The 22,921-nt window shown below is 69.8% G+C and carries 18 protein-coding genes, 1 tRNA gene and 2 pseudogenes; 9 read left to right on the top strand and 12 right to left on the bottom strand.

The window, feature by feature from the left end; all coding sequences use genetic code 11:
• Window positions 1–147 precede the first annotated feature (147 nt).
• The gene (locus tag ACSTA4_RS27780) at window positions 148–567 is read right to left on the bottom strand and encodes an arsenate reductase ArsC (protein ID WP_444961646.1); all 420 of its coding nucleotides are present in this window, start codon (window positions 565–567) and stop codon (window positions 148–150) included.
• Between the two features lie 250 nt (window positions 568–817).
• On the opposite strand from ACSTA4_RS27780, the gene ACSTA4_RS27775 reads away from it, so the two are divergent.
• A complete protein-coding gene (locus tag ACSTA4_RS27775; protein ID WP_444964291.1) occupies window positions 818–1,102 on the top strand; it encodes an ArsR/SmtB family transcription factor in 285 nt (94 codons plus the stop codon).
• Complete coding sequence (arsB, locus tag ACSTA4_RS27770) at window positions 1,102–2,184, top strand: ACR3 family arsenite efflux transporter (protein ID WP_444961645.1); 1,083 nt, start codon at window positions 1,102–1,104, stop codon at window positions 2,182–2,184. The genes ACSTA4_RS27775 and arsB overlap by 1 nt, the downstream gene beginning before the upstream one ends.
• Window positions 2,185–2,191: 7 nt before the next feature.
• Here arsB and ACSTA4_RS27765 read toward each other — a convergent pair whose 3' ends face one another.
• The gene (locus ACSTA4_RS27765) at window positions 2,192–3,517 is read right to left on the bottom strand and encodes an FAD-dependent oxidoreductase (protein ID WP_444961644.1); all 1,326 of its coding nucleotides are present in this window, start codon (window positions 3,515–3,517) and stop codon (window positions 2,192–2,194) included.
• Window positions 3,518–3,606: 89 nt separating this feature from the next.
• Between ACSTA4_RS27765 and ACSTA4_RS27760 the strand changes: the two genes are divergently transcribed.
• Complete coding sequence (locus ACSTA4_RS27760; RefSeq protein ID WP_444961643.1) at window positions 3,607–4,518, top strand: helix-turn-helix domain-containing GNAT family N-acetyltransferase; 912 nt, start codon at window positions 3,607–3,609, stop codon at window positions 4,516–4,518.
• Between the two features lie 95 nt (window positions 4,519–4,613).
• On the opposite strand, the gene ACSTA4_RS27755 is transcribed toward ACSTA4_RS27760, so the two are convergent.
• Complete coding sequence (locus ACSTA4_RS27755) at window positions 4,614–6,176, bottom strand: GMC family oxidoreductase (protein WP_444961642.1); 1,563 nt, start codon at window positions 6,174–6,176, stop codon at window positions 4,614–4,616.
• A gap of 763 nt (window positions 6,177–6,939) precedes the next feature.
• Between ACSTA4_RS27755 and ACSTA4_RS27750 the strand changes: the two genes are divergently transcribed.
• Window positions 6,940–8,337, top strand: a complete 1,398-nt coding sequence (locus tag ACSTA4_RS27750; protein ID WP_444961641.1) for an LCP family protein — start codon at window positions 6,940–6,942, stop codon at window positions 8,335–8,337.
• A gap of 164 nt (window positions 8,338–8,501) precedes the next feature.
• Here the strand turns inward: ACSTA4_RS27750 and ACSTA4_RS27745 are convergent, their stop codons facing one another.
• The 5 genes and pseudogenes from ACSTA4_RS27745 to ACSTA4_RS27725 all read right to left on the bottom strand — a co-directional run bounded on the left by ACSTA4_RS27745 (window position 8,502) and on the right by ACSTA4_RS27725 (window position 13,695).
• Window positions 8,502–10,505, bottom strand: a complete 2,004-nt coding sequence (locus tag ACSTA4_RS27745; RefSeq protein WP_444961640.1) for a hypothetical protein — start codon at window positions 10,503–10,505, stop codon at window positions 8,502–8,504.
• A 461-nt stretch (window positions 10,506–10,966) separates the two neighbouring features.
• Window positions 10,967–11,632: an ABC transporter ATP-binding protein gene (locus tag ACSTA4_RS27740; RefSeq protein WP_444961639.1), complete on the bottom strand. Its 666-nt coding sequence runs from the start codon at window positions 11,630–11,632 to the stop codon at window positions 10,967–10,969.
• A gap of 524 nt (window positions 11,633–12,156) precedes the next feature.
• A tRNA-Lys gene (locus ACSTA4_RS27735) sits at window positions 12,157–12,229 on the bottom strand.
• Between the two features lie 283 nt (window positions 12,230–12,512).
• A pseudogene (locus ACSTA4_RS27730) lies at window positions 12,513–12,739 on the bottom strand (site-specific integrase); the annotation flags it as partial.
• Between the two features lie 173 nt (window positions 12,740–12,912).
• Window positions 12,913–13,695: an SDR family NAD(P)-dependent oxidoreductase gene (locus ACSTA4_RS27725; protein WP_444961638.1), complete on the bottom strand. Its 783-nt coding sequence runs from the start codon at window positions 13,693–13,695 to the stop codon at window positions 12,913–12,915.
• A 109-nt stretch (window positions 13,696–13,804) separates the two neighbouring features.
• Here ACSTA4_RS27725 and ACSTA4_RS27720 point away from each other — a divergent pair, with 109 nt between their 5' ends.
• From ACSTA4_RS27720 to ACSTA4_RS27710, 3 genes are all read left to right on the top strand, one after another.
• On the top strand, window positions 13,805–14,437 hold the full coding sequence (locus ACSTA4_RS27720; RefSeq protein WP_444961637.1) for a TetR/AcrR family transcriptional regulator: 633 nt from the start codon (window positions 13,805–13,807) through the stop codon (window positions 14,435–14,437).
• Window positions 14,438–15,419: 982 nt separating this feature from the next.
• On the top strand, window positions 15,420–15,623 hold the full coding sequence (locus ACSTA4_RS27715; protein WP_013155473.1) for a cold-shock protein: 204 nt from the start codon (window positions 15,420–15,422) through the stop codon (window positions 15,621–15,623).
• Between the two features lie 241 nt (window positions 15,624–15,864).
• Window positions 15,865–17,253: a DEAD/DEAH box helicase gene (locus ACSTA4_RS27710; RefSeq protein WP_444961636.1), complete on the top strand. Its 1,389-nt coding sequence runs from the start codon at window positions 15,865–15,867 to the stop codon at window positions 17,251–17,253.
• A 446-nt stretch (window positions 17,254–17,699) separates the two neighbouring features.
• Here the strand turns inward: ACSTA4_RS27710 and ACSTA4_RS27705 are convergent.
• Both ACSTA4_RS27705 and ACSTA4_RS27700 read right to left on the bottom strand, forming a co-directional pair.
• Window positions 17,700–18,029, bottom strand: a pseudogene (locus tag ACSTA4_RS27705) (lasso peptide biosynthesis B2 protein); the annotation flags it as partial.
• Between the two features lie 18 nt (window positions 18,030–18,047).
• Window positions 18,048–18,665: a TetR family transcriptional regulator gene (locus tag ACSTA4_RS27700; protein WP_444961635.1), complete on the bottom strand. Its 618-nt coding sequence runs from the start codon at window positions 18,663–18,665 to the stop codon at window positions 18,048–18,050.
• 156 nt (window positions 18,666–18,821) lie between these two features.
• Between ACSTA4_RS27700 and ACSTA4_RS27695 the strand changes: the two genes are divergently transcribed.
• Window positions 18,822–19,682 (top strand): enoyl-CoA hydratase/isomerase family protein, encoded by an 861-nt coding sequence (locus ACSTA4_RS27695; protein WP_444961634.1) that lies wholly within the window; start codon window positions 18,822–18,824, stop codon window positions 19,680–19,682.
• Window positions 19,683–20,160: 478 nt separating this feature from the next.
• Here ACSTA4_RS27695 and ACSTA4_RS27690 read toward each other — a convergent pair whose 3' ends face one another.
• Window positions 20,161–20,586, bottom strand: coding sequence for a Rid family hydrolase (locus tag ACSTA4_RS27690; protein WP_444961633.1), 426 nt, complete (start codon window positions 20,584–20,586; stop codon window positions 20,161–20,163).
• A gap of 148 nt (window positions 20,587–20,734) precedes the next feature.
• Here ACSTA4_RS27690 and ACSTA4_RS27685 point away from each other — a divergent pair, with 148 nt between their 5' ends.
• Window positions 20,735–21,223: a MarR family winged helix-turn-helix transcriptional regulator gene (locus tag ACSTA4_RS27685; RefSeq protein ID WP_444961632.1), complete on the top strand. Its 489-nt coding sequence runs from the start codon at window positions 20,735–20,737 to the stop codon at window positions 21,221–21,223.
• Window positions 21,224–21,401: 178 nt separating this feature from the next.
• On the opposite strand, the gene ACSTA4_RS27680 is transcribed toward ACSTA4_RS27685, so the two are convergent.
• Window positions 21,402–22,865 (bottom strand): MFS transporter, encoded by a 1,464-nt coding sequence (locus tag ACSTA4_RS27680; protein ID WP_444961631.1) that lies wholly within the window; start codon window positions 22,863–22,865, stop codon window positions 21,402–21,404.
• Between the last annotated feature and the right edge of the window lie 56 nt (window positions 22,866–22,921).

Raw genomic sequence — 22,921 nt, 5'->3', positions numbered from 1 at the left:
CTTGTCGCGCGATGCCGGCGTGCCGCGGACCACCTGGCGGGGATGCCGGGGAGGGCGTCGGGGCCGCCCGGAGTGAGCACGTCCTACGGCGGCGCACCCGGGGGAGAGGGTTGCGGACCGCGGCGGCCAAGGGGCGCCGGAACGCCCCTACGGCCGCGCATCCGGAAGGAGCTCACCGACCAACTCCTCGACGCGCTCCCTGATCTCGTCGCGGATGGGGCGGACGGCGGCCACGCCCCGACCGGCGGGGTCAGGCAGGGCCCAGTCCAGGTAGCGCTTGCCGGGGAAGACCGGGCAGGTGTCGCCGCAGCCCATGGTCACGCACACGTCGGAGGCCTCGACGGCCTCGGTGGTGAGGATCTTGGGCCGCTGGCCGGTGATGTCCACGCCGACCTCGGCCATGGCCTCGACCACGGCGGGGTTGAGCGCGTCGGCGGGCGCGGACCCGGCGGAGCGGACCTCCACGCGGTCCCCGGCCAGGTGGGACAGCCAGGCGGCGGCCATCTGGGAGCGGCCCGCGTTGTGGACGCACACGAACAGGACGGACGGCTTGTCGGGACTGGTCACGGTCACTCGTCTCTGCTTCGTCTCGGTGGTGGGCGGCCGCCGCCGGGACACGGGACCGCGCTCGGCCGTGGGCGGTTCCGGTCCGGACGGGACGGGAAGGCGCCGGACCGGACGCGGACCGGGTCTGCCGGGAGGACCGGGTCTCCGGGAGAACCGGGTTTCCGGGAAAAGTGCAGGGCGTCCGACGGATCGCCGGCGACGACTGAGGGGATAATATCAGCGCATGCTGATATCAGTCGACACTGACCTCATGAGGGTGCTGGGAGACCCGCTCCGGCTGCGGATCGTGACCCTGCTCGCCAGGGAGACCCTGTGCACGACGCACCTGGCCGAGGAGACCGGGGCGCGCCAGACCAACCTGTCCAACCACCTGCGGATCCTGCGCGAGGCGGGGGTGGTGGAGACCGAGCCCTGCGGCCGGTTCACCTACTACCGGCTGTGCCCGGACCGGATCGAGGACCTCTCCGCAGCCCTGTCCGGGCTCGCCGCCACCGCCCGCGCCAGCGGCGCCGCCGCGAACAGGAGGCCCTGCTGATGTCTGCCGCCGACAGGACCGCCGGGACCGCCGACCCCCCGGTCGCGGGACGGCTGTCCGCGCTCGACCGGTTCCTCGCGGTGTGGATCCTGCTCGCCATGGCCGTCGGCCTCGGCCTGGGGCGCCTGGTGCCCGGGATGGACTCCTTCCTGGCCGCCATGGAGGTCGGCGGGATCTCCCTGCCCATCGCGCTCGGCCTGCTGGTCATGATGTACCCGGTGCTGGCCAAGGTCCGCTACGACCGGCTGGACACCGTCACCCGCGACACCCGGCTGCTGGTCTCCTCTGTCGTGGTGAACTGGGTCGTCGGCCCCGCGGTGATGTTCGCGCTGGCCTGGATCTTCCTGGCCGACCTGCCCGAGTACCGCACCGGACTGATCATCGTCGGCCTGGCGCGCTGCATCGCGATGGTCGTCATCTGGAACGACCTGGCCTGCGGCGACCGCGAGGCCGCCGCGGTCCTGGTCGCGCTGAACTCGGTCTTCCAGGTGCTCGTCTTCGGTCTGCTGGGCTGGTTCTACCTCGACCTGCTGCCCGGGTGGCTGGGCCTTCCCACCGGCGGCCTGGACGCCTCCCCCTGGCTCATCGCGCTCAACGTGGTGGTCTTCCTCGGCATCCCGCTCGCGGCGGGGTTCCTCACCCGCCGGATCGGCGAGCGGCGGATGGGCCGCGAGCGCTACGAGTCGGTCCTCCTGCCCCGGATCGGCCCGTGGGCGCTGTACGGCCTGCTGTTCACCATCGTGCTGCTGTTCGCCCTCCAGGGGGACCGGATCACCGGCGAGCCCTTGGACGTGGCGCGCATCGCGGTGCCGCTGCTGGCCTACTTCGTCATCATGTGGTTCGGTACCTTCGCCCTCGGCAAGGCGATCGGGATGGACTACGACCGCACCGCGACGCTGGCCTTCACGGCGGCGGGCAACAACTTCGAGCTGGCCATCGCGGTGGCCATCGCCACGTTCGGGGTGACCTCGGGGCAGGCCCTGGCCGGGGTGGTGGGCCCGCTGATCGAGGTGCCGGTGCTGGTGGGCCTGGTGTACGTGTCCCTGGCCTGGCGCAGGCGGTTCGCCCCGGAGCGGAGGTAGGGGGCGCCTACCGCGCCGCGGGCTCCCGCGCGGCCTCGGGCACGGGACCGCAGCAGCCGCCGTCGGCCGCGGCCTCCGGCTCGTCGAACAGGCCCGCGCCGCCGCACACCCCCGTCTCGGGCAGCGACAGCTCCACCCGGTCGGCGGCCTCGCGGTCCCCGGCCAGGTGGGCGGCGATGCTGCGGACCTGCTCGTAGCCGGTCAGCGCCAGGAAGGTCGGGGCCCGCCCGTAGGACTTCATACCGGCCAGGAAGAACCCCTCCTCCGGGTGGGAGAGCTCAGCGGTGCCGTGAGGGTAGACGGTGCCGCAGGAGTGCACGTTGGGGTCGATGAGCGGGGCGAGCTCCACCGGCGCCTGGAGGGCGGGGTCCAGGCCGAGGCGGATCTCGGACAGGAAGGACAGGTCGGGGCGGAACCCGGTGAGGGCGACCACCTCGTCCACGGGCTCCAACCCCCGGCCCTCCCCGTCGGCCAGCACGAGGCGTCCGTCCCGCTCCGTGCGGACCTCGGCGGTGCGGAACCCGGTCACCACCTCGACGCGCCCGGCCTCAACGGCCTCGCGGGCGCGCCGTCCGAGCGCGCCGCGCGCGGCCAGCTGGTCGGCCGCGCCACCGCCGAAGGCGTCGCCGATCTCCCCGCGCCGCAGCACCCACACCGCCTTCGTTCCGGGGTGCTCACCGGCCAGCGAGGCCAGGCCGACCAGGGCGGTCAGCGCCGAGTGCCCGCGCCCGACCACGGCCGTGGTCCGGCCCGCGTGGCGCGCCCGCGAGGCGGGGTCGGCCAGGTCGGGGATCCGGTAGGCCAGGTGTGCGGCCGCAGCGGTCTCGCCCAGCGCGGGCAGTCCGTCGCCGCCCACCGGGTTGGGCGAGCCCCAGGTGCCCGAGGCGTCGACCACCGCGCGGGCCAGGACCCGCTCCTCGCCCCGGTCGGTACGAAGACGCACGGTGAAGGGCTGCTCCCCGCGCCCGGCGTCCACGACCCGGTCCCGGCCCAGGCGGCTCACGCCGGTCACCTCGGCGCCGAAGCGGACCCGTTCGCCCAAGGCGTCGGCCAGGGGAGCGAGGTAGGCCTCGACCCACTCGCGGCCGGTCGGGTAGCCCGCGTCGTCCGGGCGCCGCCAACCGGTGGCGGTGAGCAGCCTCTCCGCGGCCGGGTCCACCAGGTCGCGCCACATCGAGAACAGGCGCACATGCCCCCACTCGGACACGGCGGCACCGGCTCGATCGCCCTTCTCCAGGACCAGGACCGGCAGGTCGCGCGCGACCAGCTCCGCCGCCGCCGCGAGCCCCACCGGACCGGCGCCGATCACCACGACCGGACGTTGTGCGACCATGACGTCTCTCCTCGTTCATCGATTGGCGTCTATGAAACGGGACTCTATCGATGCGAGTCGATGGACGCAACCATAGATCTTCATCGATAATGGGTGCCATGACTGTGACGACGCCCGAGCACCGAGGCGGCCTCCTCCTCCCCGCCGCCGACGCCGAGACCTACGCCGCCTGGTTCGCCTGCCTGGCCGAACCCACGCGTGTCCGGCTGCTCCACGCCATCGCCACCACCCCCGGCTCGGTCAGCGTGGGCCAGCTCGCCGAGATGGTGGAGGTCCGCCAGCCCACGGTCTCCCACCACCTGCGCAAGCTCGCCGAGGTCGGGTTCGTGGCCCTCACCAAGGCGGGCACCTCAACCCGGGTGGCGGTCAACCCGGCCTGCTGCACGGGCCTGCCCCACGCCGCCGACGCGGTGATGGGCGTGCTCAACGCCCGCCCGTGCTGCCCCACGGACCTGCCCGCCGACGTCACCACCCGCGCCATGGCCGACGCCGACCTGGACGCGGTCCGGGAGATCTACGCCCAGGGCGTCGCCAGCGGCCACGCCACCTTCGAGACCGAGGTCCCCGGAGCGGACGCGCTGAAGGACCGGTGGACGCCCGGGCACCGCTGGGTGGCCGAGTCGGACGGCCGCGTCGTCGGCTGGGCCGCGGCCTCGCCCGTCTCCGCCCGAGAGGTCTACGCCGGGGTGGCCGAGACCTCGGTCTACGTCGCCGAGGACGCGCGCGGCCGGGGCGTGGGCAAGGCGCTGCTGTACCGGCAGGTCACCGAGGCGGACGCCGCCGGACTGTGGACGCTCCAGACCTCGGTCTTCCCCGAGAACCGCGCCAGCCTGGCCCTGCACCACCAGGCGGGCTACCGCACCGTGGGCGTGCGCGAGCGCGTCGCCCGCCACCACGGGGTCTGGCGCGACACCGTCCTGCTGGAGCGGCGGCGCCCGGAGGAGGGAACCGGGTCCGGCGATGCTCCCCGTGCCGACGCTCCGGGCCGCCCGCCCGCCTGACCCCGGCGGCACGGAGCGGCCCGCCGAGGAGAGGGCGTCACCGCCTCCCGCGGGAGGCGCTTCGGACGCGGCGGCGCGGGCGGCCGTGCGGTCCCTCAGCCGAGGCGGTCGGCCACGAGTTCGCCGACCATGATCGCGGCGAGATTGGTGTTGGCGCGGGGCACGGAGGGGAAGACCGACGCGTCGACCACGCGCAGGCCCTCCACGCCCAGCACGCGGCACGCGGAGTCGACCACCGTGTCGGCGTCCCCGGGAGAGCCCATGCGACACGTACTGGTGCCGTGCTGCGCGTCGCCCACGGTCGCCAGCAGGTGGGCGTCGAGCGCGCGGTCGTCGTCGAGCGCGGCGAACAGCTCCCGGTTCGCCTCCTCCAGCGGCCCCCTCGTGACGGCGGCCGTCTCGGGGCGGCTGGCCAGGTCCACCAGCTCCCGTACGCCCCGGCGCAGCCGGGAGAGGTCGCGCTCGTCGGACAGCATCCGCTGCCGCACCAGCGGCTGCTCCGAGGGGTCGGCCGAGGCCAGCGTCAGTACCCCGCGGGAGTGGTTCCGGTTGAGCCACACGCCGTAGGCGCCCGCGACGGCGTCGGTCGAGGCGGACGCCATGGCCAGCACGTTCTGGTTCATGGCGATGAACATCATGTCGTTGACCGGGGCTTCGGCGCCGCTGGTCCAGCGGACGCAGACGTTGGTGTGCCGGTCGTGCGGGGACTTCACGGACGCCTCCCCGGTCAGCGGGAGCGCCAGCATCGCCATCGGGTGGTCCTGCATGCCCAGCCCCACGGGAAGGTCCCGGAGCACGTCGACGCCGAGGGAGCGCAGGTGGTCGGCCGGGCCCACACCCGAGCGCATCAGGATCGCGGGGGAGTGGATGACGCCGGCGCTGAGCACCACCGTGTCGGCGTGCTCGGTCACCGCGCCGCCCCCGGTGACGTAACGGACCCCCACGGCCCGGTCACCGTCGAAGACGACCCGGTCCACCAGCGCGTCCCCGCGGACGGTGAGGTTGTCCAGCTTCCGGGCCCCCTCCAGGTAGGCGTCGTTGACCGACACCCGGCGCCCGTCGCGCGAGTTGATCGGATAGGGCGAGACCCCCGTCGCGCCCGGGGCGTTGACGTCGGGGGCCCACGCGAACCCGGCGGCCAGGGCGGAGTCGCACAGCGCGGCGTCGACCGCCCCCCACCGCTCCCGCGGCGCCCGGTGGATCGGGGTCGGGCCGCCGCGGCCGTGATGGGGTTCGTCGCCGAACTCCTCGTCGTCCTCCAGCCGGGCGAAGTAGGGCAGGACGTCTTCAGGAGACCACTCCGGGCAGCCGAGGGCGGCCCAGTCCTCGAAGTCCGCCATCGGGGGCCGGATCGCGATCTGGCCGTTGACCGAGGAACTGCCGCCGACGCCCCGGCCCCGCCAGTACGGCGCCCGCTCCTGGCTGTCGGTGCGCGAGGAGTCCAGACCCGTCCAGAGCATCCCCTCCAGGGCCGCGGGGTCCATCAGGGCGACGGCCGGGCTCGGTGAGCGCCACGCCTCGTGCATCTGCGCCGAACGGTAGTCCGGTCCGGCCTCCAGCAGGAGGACCCGCCCTCCCTTCTCGGCGGTGCGGACCGCGAGCGCCGCGCCCGCCGATCCCGCACCCACCACGATGACGTCCCAGCCGTCGCCCGTCATGTCTCGTCTCCCGCCGTAGTGTGACCTGCCGCAGGCGTGTACCGCCCCGGCCGTTGTGGGCGGGCGTTCTTCGCCACGCCCCGAACACAGTCAAGACTGACCTTTCATCCCCGAATGGACACCGGGAAACCCCCTGCGCCTCCGACGGCCCCAGACGGCGGCTTCGACGCGCACGGAGGGCCTGCTGGAGGACCGCACCGCCCCGCCGGGAGTTCCGCCGGGAGCGCCGCCGGGTGTGACGGTGATTCCGCGTCGGAGCGGGCCGGGTCGCGTCCGCGCGAAACCCCGTGTAGCCGCTTCGGAAATCCACGTGGTGGTGGCGGGGCCGCTCTGAACAGGGTTTGCCTTTCGGGGGATCGGAATCCGGGAACGGTTCCGGATATCCGAACGGGAACCCCGTCGAAAACGGGAAGCGGAGGCGGGAGGAGAGGTGGGAGGATACGCCTGGCCCGCCTCTGAAAAGCTGTCCCGTGCCGCGGAGCACGGCCTCGGCGGCCTCGCCCATGCCCCTCCACGCAAGGGATCCGGGCCCGTGCGCCCCTCCTCCGGCGGTGGCCGCCAGGGGAATCCACCAGACGAATTTCCCCTGACCACGTCTTATGGCGCGTTGTCTCGCTTTCCGGTATGTTCCGGTCGTCGAGTTCGCGCCGTCGCTCCCACAGCGCCCCCACCCCGCTGGCCGGACCCGACCCCGCCCACAAAGAATCCAGGGTTCCTCGTGGTTTCCAGAAAAGCGTTTCCGGCCCGGTCCGGTGACGGCAGGATGTCCCTCGGCCAATGGGTGGCGTGCGGAGCGACCGGCCTGCTCATCGCGGGCAGCCTCACCGCCTACGCGGGCTACCGCGACGCCCTGGCCATCGAGACCGAGCAGGTCGACACCGACGCCTGGGGCGACCGCCCCGACCGGGTGGAGGGGGTCCACAACATCCTGCTGCTCGGCGGGGACAACGAGTCGCAGGGCAGACGCCCCGACGTCCTGGTCGTGGTCAACGTCAACGTGGACAGGGGCGCTGTGACCATGGTCAACCTGCCGCGGGACCTGATCGTGGACATCCCCCCGTGCGAACCGGTGGACGGCTCCTCCGGGTGGCCCGGCGGACCGCAGCAGATCAACCACGCCGCGTCCTACGGCGGCCTGGACTGCCTGGGCAACACCGTGGAGAGGACCACGGACATCCGCCTGGACCACATGGTGATGGTGGACTTCGCCGGGTTCGAGAACATCGTGGACACCCTCGGCGGTGTCGAACTGTGCATTCCCGAGCCGATCGACGACCCCAAGGCCCACCTGGAACTGGAAGCGGGAGTGCAGACCCTCCGCGGTCGGGAGGCGCTCGGACTGGCCCGGTCGCGCGACAGCACCCGGTTCAAGGACGACATGGGGCGCATCGAGAGCCAGCAGCGGTTGATCGGCGCCATCCTGCGCGAGGTCACCAGCGGCGGAACCCTGTCCAGCCCCACGACCCTCTACGACTTCCTGGGCTCGGTCACCGACAGCATGGTGACCGACGACGGGTTCACGGTGGACAAGATGGCGGAACTGGCCATCGCCATGCGCGAGGTCGACCTGAGCCGGGTCACCATGGTCATGGTGCCGGTCGTGAACTCCCTGACCCACGAGTACAAGGTGGAACCCAAGGAGCCCGAGGCCGGTGAGCTCTTCGCCGCGGTGGCCGCGGGCGAGGTGCTGCCCGAGGAGGAGGACGAGACCGGCGGAGAGGGGTCCACGGAGGCGGAAGGGGCCGCCGGGGCGGAGGAGACCTCCGTGCAGCCCGCGGACGTGTCCGTGCGGGTGGTCAACGGTACGGGCGTGACCGGGCTGGCGGGCCAGGTCGGATCGCTCCTCGGAGAACGCGGGTTCGACGTCACCGGCGTCGGCGACCCCGTCGGGAGCGTTCCCTCCGCCACCACGATCTACCACGGGCCCGGCCAGCGGGCGCACGCCGAGGAGCTGGCCTCGGCACTCGCCAACGCCCGGCTGGAGGAGGACGCCGCTCTGGGCGAGGAGCTCCAACTGGTGATGGTGTCGCAGGACTGGGGCGGGTTCGACGACTCCGGTTCCCCCTCCGCCGAGGAGGGTGGCGCGGACGCGGACGCGGACGCGGACGCGCTGGCCGGGCTGGACACCGCGTCCGCCGCCGAGGACGGAGCCGTGTGCTAGAAGGCGCCCTCAGCGTTCTCGCCGCCGGGCGGATAACAAGCACGGTCATGCCGCTTGCCTGCGGCAAACGACCAGTTCAGGGAGATTCACTCCACTAAGCGGGCGTCCATCGCACCTTGGTTCCGCTCCGTGTGCGTTCTCCAGCCCCACCGGTGCCTCCACCTCTACGCGGCAGCCGAGGACTCACGAACGATACGGCGGTGGAAGAGCGCCAGCACCGCCACCATCAGCCCCAGGCTCGACACGGAGATCCCCGCCGCCATGAAGGGCTCCAAGACCACGGCCCGCATGGCGGTATCACTCGGAACCGCTGCCGAAGAGGCATCGAAGAACGCCAGGTTCCCCATCGTGTTCCACACGGCCCACCCGACGAAGAAGACGGCCAGTACCGCTTCCAGAACCATCAGCGACCGGTGCGTGGTCAGGAAACGCCAACCATGGAGGTGTCGGGCAAGGATCAGTTGACCATGTGCCCGTGCGTGTACGACGCACACGGTGACTCCGGTGACGAGGAGGACGCAGAACGCGGCGATGAGGGTCGCTGCTTCCATACGGACCTGGGCGGAGGCCTCCCGGTACTCATCGGCGGCGGCCAGCGCCACCGGTTGGACGCTGTCGACGTAGGCGGACAGTGCCTGCTCCTCCACGACCTCGAGGGCATCCTCCCTGTCGAGGGGGAGAGCCGCGCCCATGGTGGCGTAGGAGTGGTAGTGGACGAAGGGGTGCAGGGCCACGGAACCATTGGGTACGGCGACGATCACGGGATCCTGAGCGAAGGGCACGTCGTTCTGGGTTCCCAGGGGCGTGGCGCCGTAGGTGAACAACCGTTGCCCGGCCTGGCTGGGTGCCGTATCCACCCGGGTACGCGGGGGCACGCCGTCGTTCGTCTCCCAGGACTCACGCAGCCACAGCCTGACCTCCTCCCGGAGAACGTCCGTCAGGTCGGCGTGGGCCTCGGGGACCAGGACGCGCACCTCACCGCTGCTGGTGGAGGGACCGTACGGTCTTCCCTCGGGATCCAGGACGGGATGCCGTCTCAGGTACGTGTCGTTGACGACGATCAGGGTCAGGTCCTCGGGCACGGCCGTCGTACGCAGGATGGAACCGCTCTCGCCGGGAGCCGCGAGGAGAAGCCGTCCCTGCTCGTCCAGAGCACGGAGCGACTCACCGAACGCCTGTGTCGTCTCCTGCCCCTGCAACTCGTCCGCCGACTGGGAGAAGTGGAACCGGGAAATGTCACCGGCCTCGGCGAAGGCTTCGTGGGCTCGGCGCTGGCCTTGGAGAACCTGAAGGCTCAGGGCCAAGCCCGCCATCAGACCAAGGACGAGGACCAGGGCTGGAACGCGGACGGCGTAGGTGGAGACAGTGGCCAGCCGCACGGCCAGCCGACCCTTGAGGGCAGGAAGGACGTCGGTGGCGTGCACCAGAGCCAGCGCGGCGACGTGTGCGACGACCCCTGCGGCGCTGAACGCCGAGAGGTAGAACAAGGCCACCTCCAGGAGCAGTCCCCAACGCGGCAGAGCTCCGTGGACGTACAGGAGCGCCGCCGTGAGCATCGCGGTGATCACGGCGGCAGCCGACCAGTACGGTGCCAGCTGCCTCAGGTCGCGCAGAAGGATGCGGGACGGCGACATGCCGTGCAAGCGCAGGACGGCGTAGGAGCGGGCGTTGAGCAGCACGCTGGTGGCGATACCGATCACTCCGCACAGGAGGGCGACGGTGAAGGCGTCGAACAGGGCGGCGTCCCGGACGATCTCGAACCACTCGACCGTCTGGTACTCCGGAGCGACGTAGCCGTCCAGCCCGTACACGGACATGGCGTCGAGGAAGGCCGTCGCGCTGCCTTCCTCGCCGAAGAGGTGGTAGGTGCCGCGGGGATCCAGTTCGGCGGCCTCGTTCCACGGGTGAACTTCGGTCCGGTGGTCCAAGGAGAGGCCGGGATAGCCTTCGTCGAGCCAGGAAGCGCCGGGCTGTTCGGGGTTTCCCACGGCCATGTGGAGATGGCGTAGACCTCCTGGATCGCGCACATCGGCGGTTTCCAAGGCGATGTTCACCCGGTGTTCCTCGGCGAAGGACATGATCGCCTCCGAGACACCGTTCTGCCCGGCGGCCGTGTTGCCGCCCTGCACCTGTACGAGCGTCGCCTCGGGGTCCGGCGTGGCCTCCAAAAGCTCTCTGGCGACAAGGAATGACAGGAGTGCGGAGAGCAGGAGAAAGGCCGTGTGTGCGAAAGCGATACCGCGGATCGGCATGGGTTTCTTCTAGGGGGAGGAGGGTGATGGTGTGAGCGGGATGAGTCAGGCCGATGAGTTCATCCGATAATGATCGGATTCTCGATGGGAACGGGTGGACAATTGTTCTCATGGCCGCCCGGGTCGAGGGGATCATCGTAGCCCACTCGGAAGGTGCCTGATACTCGCCTGCAAGATCGCTTCTGAATCTGTGCTGGTTACCCTCAGGGCTGATTGGCGCCATGATCCGTTGACTGCGGTGCCAGGTATCCCTGACCCAGCGGAAACATAACGCTGGATCGGAAATAATGACAGCGATAGTGAACGAGACGTACTCTGCTGCAAGCCTCCGTAGGTTTCTTCATTGAACACCGAATGCTGCGGACCGATTTGGCTTATTAGTCAAAGGCGGGCGCGGAGCTCATTTCCCGAGTATCCACCGAGAAAGTTTCGTCACAGCTGTCTCTGACCCTGTCATCGTGTGTGGCAATCACTACCGCGCACCCTTGGTTGCTCATTTCTCGAAGCACGTTGATCACCATACGGGTGTTGGCTTCATCCAAAGCTCCGGTCGGCTCGTCAGCAAGCACGATGGCCGGTCGCTTGACCGTGAGGCGAGCTAGTGCCACTCGCTGCTGTTCACCTCCGCTGAGGTGGTGAACTTTCTCTTTGGAGCGCCCGGCCAGGCCTACGTGCTCCAATACTTCTCGGTAGTCGATGCGTCGGCGCAGGGCCAACCGAGATCCTGCATTTTTGGTTATGTCGAGATTTGCTGCAACCGTTGCATTCTCGACCAGAGCATAATTCTGGAAAAGATAACCGAGGTTGTCGCGCCGGAACCGCCGCCTTCCGGAAGCACTCAGTCGAGTAAGGTCTTTTTCTTTGAATACGATGCGGCCTGTGTCGACTGTCTCGGGCAGCCCTATGCAGTTAAGGAGTGTAGATTTTCCTGAGCCGCTGGGTCCCACGAAAGCTGTCATCTGCCCAGAAGGAATCGTGAGGTCCAAATCTGACCACAGGGTCCGCCTGCCGAAAGATTTACTGATCCTTTCAATGTAAATCATATATTAATGCCCTCCTCTTGTTATCCCTGCTCAGGGCCCCGAAGCGCCCTCTCGAACGATTCTTCGGTGGAAGAAAACCAGCGCTGAGACTACCAGGGCGAACCCCAGGACAGAGATCGATGCCGCGATCGCCGGTTCGGCGGAGACGGCCTCAGTAGTCGTGTTCATCGAAGGGGCACTCATGGGATCTCTGATCGCAGACAAAGTTTCCAGTGGGCGGACCGCAGCCCATCCGGTGAAAGCCAAGGCTAGAAGGAGTTCGATAGTGATGATCGACCGATGAGCTGCCAGGAATGTCCGACCAAGCATGAGACGGTTCTGGTACGTCCACAGCGTTGGGGTGGAGGGGAGAACGCGTAACCGTAGAGCGTTGAGACGTGGAAAGAACACCCCGGTATTGAGTGGGTCTCCTAGGGGGACGTTGTTGCGATGGTCCTGCGGTTGGCAGAAACCATGCCGATCAGCTATGCCTCAGAGTGGAACACGGCTTAAATGGGTCTTCGGTTGTCCGAAGGTAGTGAGGGTAGGCCCCCAGGGGCTCGAACCCTGAACCCACGGATTAAAAGTCCGTTGCTCTGCCAATTGAGCTAGAGGCCCGCGACACGGCTCGGAGCATGGTCCTAGCCGTCGCCGGAGCCAACTCTACCGTAGCCATACGGGTTCTCGGTGGCTGGTACACCCCAGCAGAACCCGAGGCTGCTCACCGCCCGGACACACCCACATCCTGGCCCGGGGGAAGCTCGGTGGCGACAGCGGAGCCACCACCGAGCACACCAACAACACCTCGCTTCGACGGCACCTCTTCGATCCGGCGCATAGCAAGGCCCACGCTCGGGCGATGGTGCCGCTGGCCCGAGCGGGGCCGGTGGTGTGCTGATGGCTATGCCCTGCTGGTGGCGGGTTTGAGCATGGCCGCGGTGGCCTCTGGGGCGGCCTTGGCTACGTCGGGGAACACAGTCTGGTGGGTGTCCTGGGTGAAGTTCGTGGTGGCGTGGCCGAACTCAGCCGAGACCACCTTGACGTCCACCCCAACGGCCAGGCTCATCGACGCGGCCCGTGGCGTAGCCCGTGCAGGCTGATCGGCGGCAAGCCCGCCGCTCGCGCGATGTGTCTCGTACCGAGTGTGATGGAGGCTCTGGCGTGTACAGGGTCTTGCGGAGCCGAGTTCCCGGATTCTCGTGCCACGGTGCTCGGCTGTCTCTTCCGGAACTCCGCGGGTGTCGGACAGCCGAGTGGTGACGGTGGGGCGGCGGGGACGTGCGGGGCGGCTGGCGATTCGGTCAGGCCGCCGCCGTGTCGGGCTGCAGGGCGGGGCCGAGCAGGAGCCCGCCGTCCGCGACGAACTCCGAGCCCGTGACGAACGAGGCGTCGGCCGAGGTGAGGTAGAGGAGGAGGGTGGTGATGTCGGCCGGGGTTCCCGTTCGGGGGACGGCGTAGGGCTCGGGCGAGTAGAAGTCGGCGATGGGCGGCTGCCCGGCGATCGGTTCGTTGATCAACGGCGTGGAGATGACGCCGGGGTGGATGGAGTTGACCCGGATGCCGTCCCGGCCCAGCTCCAGCGCGGCGGTCCTGGTGAGCCCCCGCAGCGCCCACTTGCTGGCGACGTACGGCGCGTAGAGCGAGGTGCCGGCGTGGGCCATCGTGGAGGCGATGTTGACGATCACTCCGCCGCCGTTGCGGCGCAGCGACGGGGTCGCGGTCTTGATACCGAGGAACGTGCCGGTGAGGTTGACGTCGAGTACGCGGTTCCAGACCCGCCGTTCGGTGGCCTCGATCGGCGCCGCGGGGTTCTGGATACCGGCGTTGTTGACCAGGACCGCGATCGGACCGAACCGGCGTTCGGTCTCGGTGACCGCCGCCGACCAGGCGCCCTCGTCGGTGACGTCCAGGCGGACGAACAGTGCCCGCTCGCCGAGTTCGGCGGCGAGCTCCTTGCCGGGCCCTTCGGAGGGCGCGGCGATGACGACGTTCGCCCCCTCCTGATGGTAGGCGCGAACGTGGCTGGCCCCCTGCCCGCCAGTGCCGCCGGTGACGAGAACGGTCTGCTTGTCGAAGCGTCCCATGACGCGGTCCTCCCTGCGAAGCGGTGGTGAGTCGAGTGGCTCGCCTCGCCAAAGCTACGCACATGGCAGGTGGTGAGTCAAGTGACTCGCCTCGCATAGAGTGGTGCCCATGACGACGGAGTCCTCGCCCTACCACCGGCGCGTCGCCGAGCAGAAGCGGGCGGCCATCATCAAGGCCGCCACCCGCCTGTTCCTCGACGCCGGGTACGCCGGCACCTCACTGGCCAAGGTCGCCGAGGCGGCCGGGGTGTCGAAGGCGACTCTGTTCAAGCAGTTCCCGACCAAGGCGGCGCTGTTCGACGCGATGGTGGCGGAGTCCTGGGCGGGTGAGGACGACGACCTCCGCCCGTCGGCGGGCGACCTGCGGGCGGGCCTGACGGCGTTGGGCCGCCGGTACGTCACCCTCCTCACCCGGCCCGGCATGGCGGCCCTCTTCCGCATCGTCATCGCCGAACTGCCGCGCTTCCCCGAGTTGGGCGAGGCTCACTTCGAACGCGGCAAGATGCCCTACTTCGACTCGGTGCGCCGCTATCTCGACGCCGAGAACGCCCTGGGAACGGTCAAGCTGGACGACACGGAACTGGCGGCGACCCAGTTCCTCGGGATGATCTCCAACTACGTCCTCTGGCCCCGGATGCTGCTCATCGACTGGTCACCTGACGACGCGTCGATGGCACGCGTCGTGGACGAGGCCGTGCTGATGATGGAGGCCAGATACGGCGCGGCGAACACCACCGACTGAAGCAGCCGTGCGCGGTGCGTGAAGACCGATCGGCGGGTCGGCGACGTTGCTCCGATCGAACCAGCACCGCAACGAACGCTGAGGGCGAAGAGGGGCGCGGTGGCAATCGCGGAAAAACGGGCGGATCTGGTCGTGGCCCGCTACGGGTGAGGTCCCACGATGCCTTTTTGCGGTCATGTGTTCTCAGAATCCACAAATCCGGTCCTGGCAAACACGGGACACACCGATGTGCCATCTCTACGCCATCGACCTCGACGGACCGGCCCGCGGCGGCTTCGGCGACATCGCGGCGCCCACGTTCGTGGTCCACGGCGACCGAGACCCGCTCCTGCCGCCGGCGCACGGGAGGCGGCCGCCCGTGAACCGGTGGTGGTCCGGGCCCCGTCGAAGGTTGTGGTGCCGGGGAGGGGGACACGCAGCACCGGACGACGGCCTGGCACCGCCTGTCCAGGCGTCTGCGCCGCCAGGAGCCCGCTCCGCGCGGGGGCAGACGTGGTTCGGCGACATCGTCTTCGATGTCGAGGACTCCATGCCCGCGCGGTGATCCAACGGCCGTGGCATCACACAGCCCCCGTGCGACGGCAAAGCGATCGGAGGACGGTCGGCGGACGGGGGGAAGCGTGCGCGGAAACGCCGGGTCGAGCGGGGGTTCCGCGGCCCGGGTCCGACGCCCGTGCCCAACGGGCGGCCACCCGCCGCCGGGTCGAGAGGGGTGGACCGGGGATTCCCCGAAAACCGGATCTGAGTTTTCCCGGCCTAGAAAAAATACTTCGGTCACAACACATTTCCTCTAACCCCTGCACTACGCATTCCGGTGTCCTTCGGCACACTGCTTTTTCAGGACAGGGGGATTCCTGTGTGATAGGTTCTAAGAAGTTGCAGTCGTGAACCCCGATGGACTCCATCTCTTCGGGCGATCACCGCGGTGACGGGAAAATCGTCATCTGCGGTTTTCTTCATGCTCCGAACGAGAGGTATCCCTATGGCGACCGGTACGGTCAAGTGGTTCAACGGCGAAAAGGGCTTCGGCTTCATCGAGCAGGACGGCGGCGGCCCCGACGTCTTCGCCCACTACTCGAACATCCAGGCCACGGGCTACCGCGAACTGGCCGAGGGCCAGGCCGTGCAGTTCGACGCCGTCGCGGGGGCCAAGGGTCCCCAGGCTGAGAACATCACCCTGGTCTAGGGGAGCTGACGCTCCTCCTGCGGCAGGGGCCCGCCCTCAGGGCGCTGGGCCCCTGTCGCTTTTCCTTTTTCTCCGCCGGGTTTTCCAGCCGTCGCCCCCCGAACGGCACCGGCGTCCACCGCGCCCCGGAGTCCTCCGGGCGAGCGCGGACACCCGCATTACTTATCCGGCGTACTCCGGTTTCCCCCTGCGAGGCCGAAAGGCCTCCCGCCCGGCGAGCGCCGCTGGCGAAAGGCCTCACATGAGTTATCCGCACCGCACCGACACCAGCCGCGGCCGTCCCTCCCGGGGATACGGCCGACAGCGCCCCCGCACGCCCGGACACCCCCGGTCCGGCGGACCTTCCGGGGAGTTCGCCCTCCCGGTCACCGTCACCCCAGCGCTCCCACCGGTGGAGTCCTTCGAGGCACTGGACATGCCCGCACCGTTGAAGCGGACCCTGACCCGGCAGGGGCTGACGGTCCCGTCCGAGATCCAGGCGGCCACCCTGCCGAACTCCCTGGCCGGACGCGACGTCCTGGGCCGCAGCCGGACCGGTTCGGGCAAGACCCTGGCCTTCGGACTGGCGCTGCTCGCCCAGCTCGACGGGCGCAAGGCCGAGCCCCGGCGCCCCTTGGCCGTGGTGCTCGCACCCACCCGTGAGCTGGCCCAACAGGTGGCCGACGCGCTGGCGCCCTACGTGCGGTCGGTGGGTGTGCGCACGACGACCGTGGTGGGTGGCATGCCCATCAGCCGCCAGTCCCGCGCCCTGCGTCAGGGCGTGGAGCTGGTCGTGGCCACCCCGGGCCGCCTGCGCGACCTGATGGAGCGCGGCGACTGCGTCCTGGACCAGGTGGACGTCACCGTCCTGGACGAGGCCGACCAGATGACCGACATGGGCTTCATGCCGCAGGTCACCGCGATTCTCCAGCAGGTTCCGGCCGACGGTCGACGCATGCTGTTCTCGGCCACCCTGGACCGCAACGTCGACACGTTGGTCCGCCGGTTCCTGAACGACCCGGTGGTCCACTCGGTCGACCTGTCCGAGGGCGCGGTCTCCACCATGGAGCACCACGTCATGCACGTGTCGCACGCCGACAAGCAGGACGTCGTGACCCGGATCGCGGCCCGCGACGGTCGGGTGATCATGTTCCTGGACACCAAGCGCGCCGTGGACCGGATGGCCGAGCACCTGCTGGCCAACGGGGTCCTCGCCGCGCCGCTGCACGGCGGGCGGTCCCAGCCCCAGCGCACCCGCACCCTCGACCAGTTCAAGAGGGGCGCCGTGACCGCGCTGGTCGCCACCAACGTCGCCGCGCGCGGCATCCACGTGGACGGGCTGGACCTGGTGGTCAACATCGACCCGCCCACGGACCACAAGGACTACCTGCACCGGGGCGGACGCACCGCGCGCGCGGGCGAGACGGGCAGCGTGGTCACGCTCGTGCTGCCCAGCCAGCGGCGTGACATGACCCGGCTGATGAGCCGGGCCCGGATCGACGCGCACACCGCGCGGGTGGACGCCCAGGACGTGGAGCTGACCAGGGTGACCGGAGCGCGTGAGCCCTCGGGCGTACCGGTCGCCGTGCCTGCCGGGGGCTCGCGGGAGCGGCGGCACCGTGGTGCCGCGGCACGCCGACCGCGCCGCTGACCCGACCACGACGGGGCCCCAGAGCAGGATGCCCTGGGGCCCCGTCGGGCTGGCTCTCCAGGTCGCGGATGCCCGCCCACACCCGGAAAAAGGCTGGTCCCTGCTCCGGGGTCGTGTGGGCCGCACCGCGCCCCTGCCGTCACCGCCGGTGTGCCGCGTTCTTCGGGATCGGGTTCCCGGATTCTGAGGCAGTCGGAAACGAGCGGTACTGAGAACCGGCGGATTCGATCCGTGCCCCGCCGTTCGCAGGAGATGCTCGGTGGTCGCTCGGCTGTTCCGGGGCGGGGTGGCACGGGGCGGTCTTCTGCGGCGCGTAGGGGACGCCGCTGCCCGGATGGTTCGGAACGAACCCCCGCATACCGGGGCGTTTCGCCCACGCACCCGCGGGCTTTCAATCCGTGGGTCCAGGGTTCGAGCCCTTGGGGGCCTACCCGCAAAACCCCAGTTCAGAGGCTGTTTTTGAGGTCCTCGCCCTGGGGTTTTCGTGTGTCTGGGGCCGTCTGGCCGCTCCGTGTGTGCTCTTCGGCCTCGGCCGTGCCTCCTCCTCTTGGGGTGCTTCCCGGAGACGACGCCATCAGTGTGCTGTCGGGTTCGGCCACCGGGCGCCCCTCCGCCTTGATCCAGGTGTGCAGACGGATGGGGGCGGCGATCACGCCGTGGCGCCAGCGCACGCCGCGTCCGAGGGCGGCCAGGGCCGGTGTCGCGGCCACCGATTCTTCCAAGCAGGCGACCCGTGCGGGCGAGAACAGGCCGAGCCGCCGCGCCGCGTGGACGACTCCGGCGGTTTCGGCCCTTTACGACGGAGTGTCCGTCTGCTGACGTGCCGGGGCCGAGAAGGCGGCGAACGCGGTGTCCAGCAGGTTGCCGAGGTCCTCTCGGCCGTCGCTCGCGCTCCACTGCCCGAGGACGATCCACAGGATTTCGAGCGCCGCCGCCACGCGTACTTCGGCGACGACCGATGACCCGTCGGCCGAGGAGGTTGTCTTCTGCAGTCGGGCGACGATCTCTGGTCGCCATGCAGTCTGCTTCTCGCGGAGGCGCGCACACAGGGCCGGGGTCTGCTCGATGAGGCCGAGGATCGTCACAAGCTCCTGGACGTCACGCACGAGGAACCTCACGGCTGACTCCAGGGCGTTGCGCAACCTGCTCCAGTCGTCCTGGTTGGCCCGTTCGGCATCGAGTGCGTCGGCGATGACGCCACCGACAGGGTCGAAGACGAACAGGACCACGTCTTCCTTGGTGCCGAAGTAGCGCAGGAAGGTGCTCCGCGACACCCCGGCAGCTTCGGAGAGGTCGGTGAAGGTGACCTGGTCGAAGCCGGTGAGGCAGAAGCGGTTGAACGCGACGCGAGCCAGCTCTGCTCGCACCGCGTGGCGGCTGATCTCACGGGTACCGCTTGGCGCTGCGCTCATGGGGACGAGTGTACTCGGACACACTCGCTTGCTTCTTTGAGGCCAGGTTTCTAGTCTGACACCCAGTTTCATCCTCGATGCTGGGATTCACGATGCGGTCCCCGGCCGACGGCCTGGTCACAGGCCGTCCCTTACACGCGCACATGGAGTTACCTCATGAGTTACAAGGACCTTCCCGCCCTGACGATCGACGTCCTGGAGGGGGTCGCGACGGTGAAAATCGATCACCCGCCTCTCAATCTGATGGACGCGATCCTCCTGTCGTCACTCCGGGCGTTCGTCGCGCGTGTGCGGGATGACGCCGACGTCCGCGTCATCGTCTTCGAGAGCGCTGACCCGGAGTTCTTCGTTGCGCACGGTGACATGGCCTACCTCACCGACCCTGACGCGCTGCCTGCAGCCACTCGCGCCGCGATCGCCGCCGCACCGGGCTCCACCGTCCCGGAAGGCCTGAACATCCTCCAGGCGATGAGCGAGGAGGTCCGCTCGCTGCCGCAGGTCACTATCGGCAAGCTCGCGGGCTTCGCGCGCGGCGCGGGCAACGAGTTCTTCATGTACCTGGACATGCGGTTCGCGGCGATCGGCAAGTCGGGTCAGGGGCAGCCGGAGTCCTTGATGGGGATCCTCCCCGGAGGGGGTGGCACGGTGAACATGACACGTCTGGCGGGAAGAGCCCGCACGCTGGAGCTCATCCTCGGCGCAGAGCTCGTGGGCGCGGAACTCGCGGAACGGTACGGCCTGATCAACCGTGCCCTGCCCGCCGCGGAACTCGATCCCTTCGTGGACACCCTCGCCCGACGGATCGCCGGCCTCCGTGCGGAGGTGATCCCCATGACGAAGGCTGCGGTCGACGCGGTCGCGCAGCCGATTCCGCGTGCGGCCTACGCCGTTGAGAACGAGGGCTTGGTCGCTGCGTTCGGCGATGAGGTCACCGAGCTCGCCCACAAGCTGCTCGCCGCTGGTATCCAGACCCGCGAGGGCGAACGGGACCACGAGCGCATCGCCAACAGCATCTGAGCGCCCAAGCTCTCACCATCCGTGCGCAGAGGCTCCGCGAAAGGAGCTCTTCAGCCGTTGTGGCACGCGTGTTCTCGAGTGGTCGGGCCGACCGCCCCGGTTCGCCGGGCGCTGTCGGGCACATGACCGGCTGAAGCGCCGGAAGCGGCGGGCAGGGGAGTGGACGGCGTAAGCAGCCGTAGATTCGGCAGCGCTGTCGGCCGCGCGAACCGGCGCGGTTGGGAAGGCGGGCAGCCGAGTGGGCACAGGTCCCGTCGATCATGGGGTCTCCGGCACTCCGTGATCACCGAGGAGGCCTGTGCCCGCGCCTCCATCATGGCTGGCCGAGCCGCTCTGGGACCGATTCGCGGTCCTGCTCCCGAGCGGCCGGAACGCCACCCAGGCCATTCACCTGGCTGTCACCACCGAAGCCGGTACATGCCGGACTCGGTCCGTGCCTCGCCAGCCTGCGATAAAACCGCCACGGAACAGTGGTGGTTCAGCTCCCGGAGCCGACGATGGCGGTGACGCGGATCTCCACGCGCATCGCGGCGAGGCCGAGAACGGTGACGCCGGTCTCGGTCCAGATCGGCGCGCGGCCGCCGAGGCGGCGGCGGAACTGCTCGGCCATGACCCTGTTGTGGTCGTCGCCGATGACGTCCTCTCCCGGCGCGACCTTGTGGTAGGAGTTGACGTGGATGACGTCCTTCCAGGTCGCGCCGACCGTGGCGAGCGTCTGCTCCACGTTGTCGAAGGCCCGGACGATCTCGTCCTCCAGTGAGTCGGGGACGGCCAGGTCGTCATCCACTCCGGCCTGGCCGGAGATCTCGACCCGGTCGCCGACGCGGACGGCCCCGCTGTAGCCGAGGGCCGCGTGCAGCTTCTCGCCGTAGCCCGGAGCGATGCCGAAGGTGACGGTGCTCATGATGCTCCTTCTTCCTTGCCGCGGGGTGCGTTTCCCCGTCGATGACTTCAAGCGTAAAGTGACACTAGCAAGCAATGACTTCAAGCGTCAAGTGATGGCGGGATTCGCCGGAAGGGCGGGAAGCTCCATGAGCGGCACGGAAGGGCCCATGAGCGGCACACACGAGCACGGGGACGACGAGGAGCCGCGATGGCTCGACGAGCAGGAGAAGGCGGCGTGGACGGGCCTGGTCTCCCTCGTCCTGCTGCTGCCCGGCAAGCTGGAGTCACCGCTGCGGCAGGAGAACGGCCTCAGCCTGTTCGAGTACCTCGTGCTCAGCCACCTCTCCGAGGCCCCGGGGCGCAGGCTGCGGATGGGGGAGCTGGCCTTCCTCGCCAGCGGTTCGCTCTCCCGGCTGTCCAACGTCGTCAAACGCTGTGAACAGCGCGGCTGGGCCGTGCGGACGCCCGACCCGGACGACGGCCGCTACACCCTCGCCGAACTCACCGACGTCGGTTTCGACCTCGTGCGCTCGGCGGCGCCCACGCATCTGCGCTCCGTGCGCCGCACCGTCCTCGACCCGCTCAGCACGACCGACCTGAAGGCCCTCGCCCGCATCGCGGAAAAACTCGGCATCGTCCCCGACGGCCTCGGCTGACAGCGGTTCCGTCCCGTGCCGCGAACCGGGACGGTCGGGCCCGTGCGGGGGCGGCGAGTCAGCCCGCCCACACCAGGTACTGCTCCCACCCAGCCCTGCTCGGTCCTGCCCGGCCCACACCCAGCCCCGCCCGGTCCCCGGCCACCCGGGGACCGAGGGCCGGGCAGGGACCCGAAGGCTACGACGGCGCCCCGGCCGTGACCGGCGCGGGCGCGCCGCGCCCGCCGCGCACCACCATGCCCGCGGGCACCGCGGCGAGGACGAAGAGCACCCCGGCCATCAGGACGTAGAGGTACACGCCGGTAGCCGTGCTCACCGGGGCTCCGTCGGCCACGGTCCCGGGGACGTGGGTGGCCTTGAGGAGTTCGCCTCCGGCGAAGCTGAAGACGACCGATCCGAGGGCGAACATGACCGACACCAGGCCGGAGACCGTGCCCTGCCGCTCCGGCGGTGCCAGGCTGGTCGCCAGGTTGTAGCCGGACGTCGAGATCGCTCCGGCGGCCATGCCGACCAGGGCCCCGCAGGCGATCGCCAGCGGCAGTGCCGACACGCCGACCAGCATCATGAGGGTCGCCGCCGCGCCGACGGCGATGGAGGCGAGGAGGGGCCGTGCGGCGCCGAACCGCCCCGCGACCCATCCGGCGATGGTGCCGCCGACCATGATGCCGAGCGAGGGCGCGGCGAGCAGTACCGCCACCGCCCCTCCGCTGCCCAACCCGTAGCCGAGCCCCAGTTCGGAGGGCACCTGGGCGACGATGCTCGTCAGCTGGAGCATGCTCCGGAAGGAACCCGCGGCCAGGACCAGGGCCAGCAGCGTCAGCAGGACCGGTCGGCTGAGGGCCCGGATGTCGATGATCGGTTCGGCGATCCGCAGGGCCAGGGCCGCCCAACCGGCCAACGCGGCGACACCGGCCGCCAGCAGCACGACCATCCCAGCGGACAGCCACCCGGCGTCTCCGCCGAGGCTGGCGTAGGCGAGTACGGAGCCGAGGCCGCCGCCCAGCAGGAGCGCCCCGCCCACGTCGATCCGGCCGGTGCCGAGTACCGGCGGCTCCGGGATGAGGGAGCGCACGCAGAGCGCGGCCACCGCGGCGAGCAGCGCCGCCACGACGAACACGCTGCGGTAGCCGAACAGGTCGATGACCGGCACCATCACGAACGGTTCGATGATCCCGACGATCGCCGATCCCGACGTCACGAGCCCGATCACGGGCATGGCCACCCGCGGGGCGCAGATCTGGCGTGTGAGGGCCACCGTGATGAAGATCGCGGCCAGGGCGGCCCCCTGGAGGAAGCGCCCCACCAGGAAGATCCAGACGTTGGGTGCCACAAGGCAGACCAGCGCGCCCGCGCACGCGGTCATCAGCGTGATGACGAGCAGCCGCCGCTTGCCGAAGAGGTCGGAGCTCTTCGCGAGCAGCGGCGACCAGATGGCCCCGGCCAGCATCGCGCTCGCGTTCAACCACGCGGCCTGGTCGGTGTCGAAGTGTTCGAGCAGTTGGGGCAGGACCAGCAGGGGGGAGGCGATGGCCACGTCGGCCAGGACGTTGGCGAGGATGAGAACGGCGACCCAGAGGACGAGTCGCCCGCTCCATCGGTGTTCCCGGGTGTCGGCGGCGGGCTCTTCCGGCGTGTCCTTCACATCTATCCTCTCCGGCACGCCTCTCCGGCGTGTCAGGGGTCGAGAACTCTTCGCGT

It is taken from the genome of Nocardiopsis sp. M1B1 (assembly GCF_052466615.1).
This window is presented reverse-complemented; position numbering and strand designations above follow the sequence as displayed.